General features: G+C 49.6%; 1 protein-coding gene. It reads left to right on the top strand.

Annotated elements, in window-relative coordinates; translation table 11 throughout:
• The coding region (locus tag ACTRWF_RS19625) for a Tn3 family transposase (RefSeq protein WP_462836103.1) at positions 1-1,035 on the top strand (1,035 nt) is incomplete at both ends.

Raw genomic sequence — 1,035 nt, 5'->3', positions numbered from 1 at the left:
AAATGTCTGACTCATGTACTTCCGATACAAAAACAAGGGTTCACTCATCAGGATGATTTACTGGCCATTCTGATTGCCAACGCCACTCACCGTGGTGTGTATGGCATGGCGCAGATCTCCGATCGAAGCTATGAACACCTGAGTACGGTGCAGGCCAACTATATCCGGCCTGAAACGCTGCATGACGCCAGCGACGTGATCAATAATGCGGTTGCAGCGCTACCCATCTTCCGCCACTACCATATTCAGGAGGACCAGCTGCATGCCAGTGCGGATGGTCAGAAATTCGAAACCCATCTGGAAACCTTTAAAACCCGGTACTCCTCTAAGTATTTCGGCACCAACAAAGGGATCACGGCCATGACACTGGTGGCCAACCACAGCGCCCTCAATGCTCGGATCATCGGTTCCAACGAGCACGAATCACACTATATTTATGACCTGTTACAATCCAACAGCAGTGAAATCAAACCTGACGTACTCTCGACAGATACACACGGTGTCAATCATGTTAACTTCGCCTTACTGGATCTATGCGGTTACAGTTTTGCACCGCGATACGCGCAGTTCAGTAGTGTCATCAATGATCTGTTTGACGTAACTGAAAATGAACACGGCGGCACCAACCTTGCCCTGAAAAAGCCCATCAGGACGAATGTCATCGAAACGGGATGGCAGGATATTAGGCGCATTGTTCTGTCACTTCAGACAAAGCGAACGACACAGGCAATGCTGGTAAGAAAGTTGTCTGGTTATCCTTCGGGGCACCCGACATTACAGGCGCTGACGGAGTATAATCGACTGGTCAAAGCGCAATATTTACTGGATTACATAGACAATGCCAGTTTGCGGCAGTACGTTCAGCGTGCCCTTAACCGGGGAGAAGCGTGGCACTTCCTGAGACGGGCTATTGCGTCGGTGAATGGCGATCAGTTCCGAGGCAAAAACGAGAGTGAAATCGCTATCTGGAATGAATGTGCAAGATTGCTTGCCAACGCGATCATCTACTTCAACTCCGCGATACTGAGTCATCTG

This window comes from Alteromonas sp. G5_S2_22_S1 (genome assembly GCF_054968525.1).
Note: the sequence above shows the minus strand (reverse complement) of the source record. Positions and strands in the feature narration are given on the sequence as shown.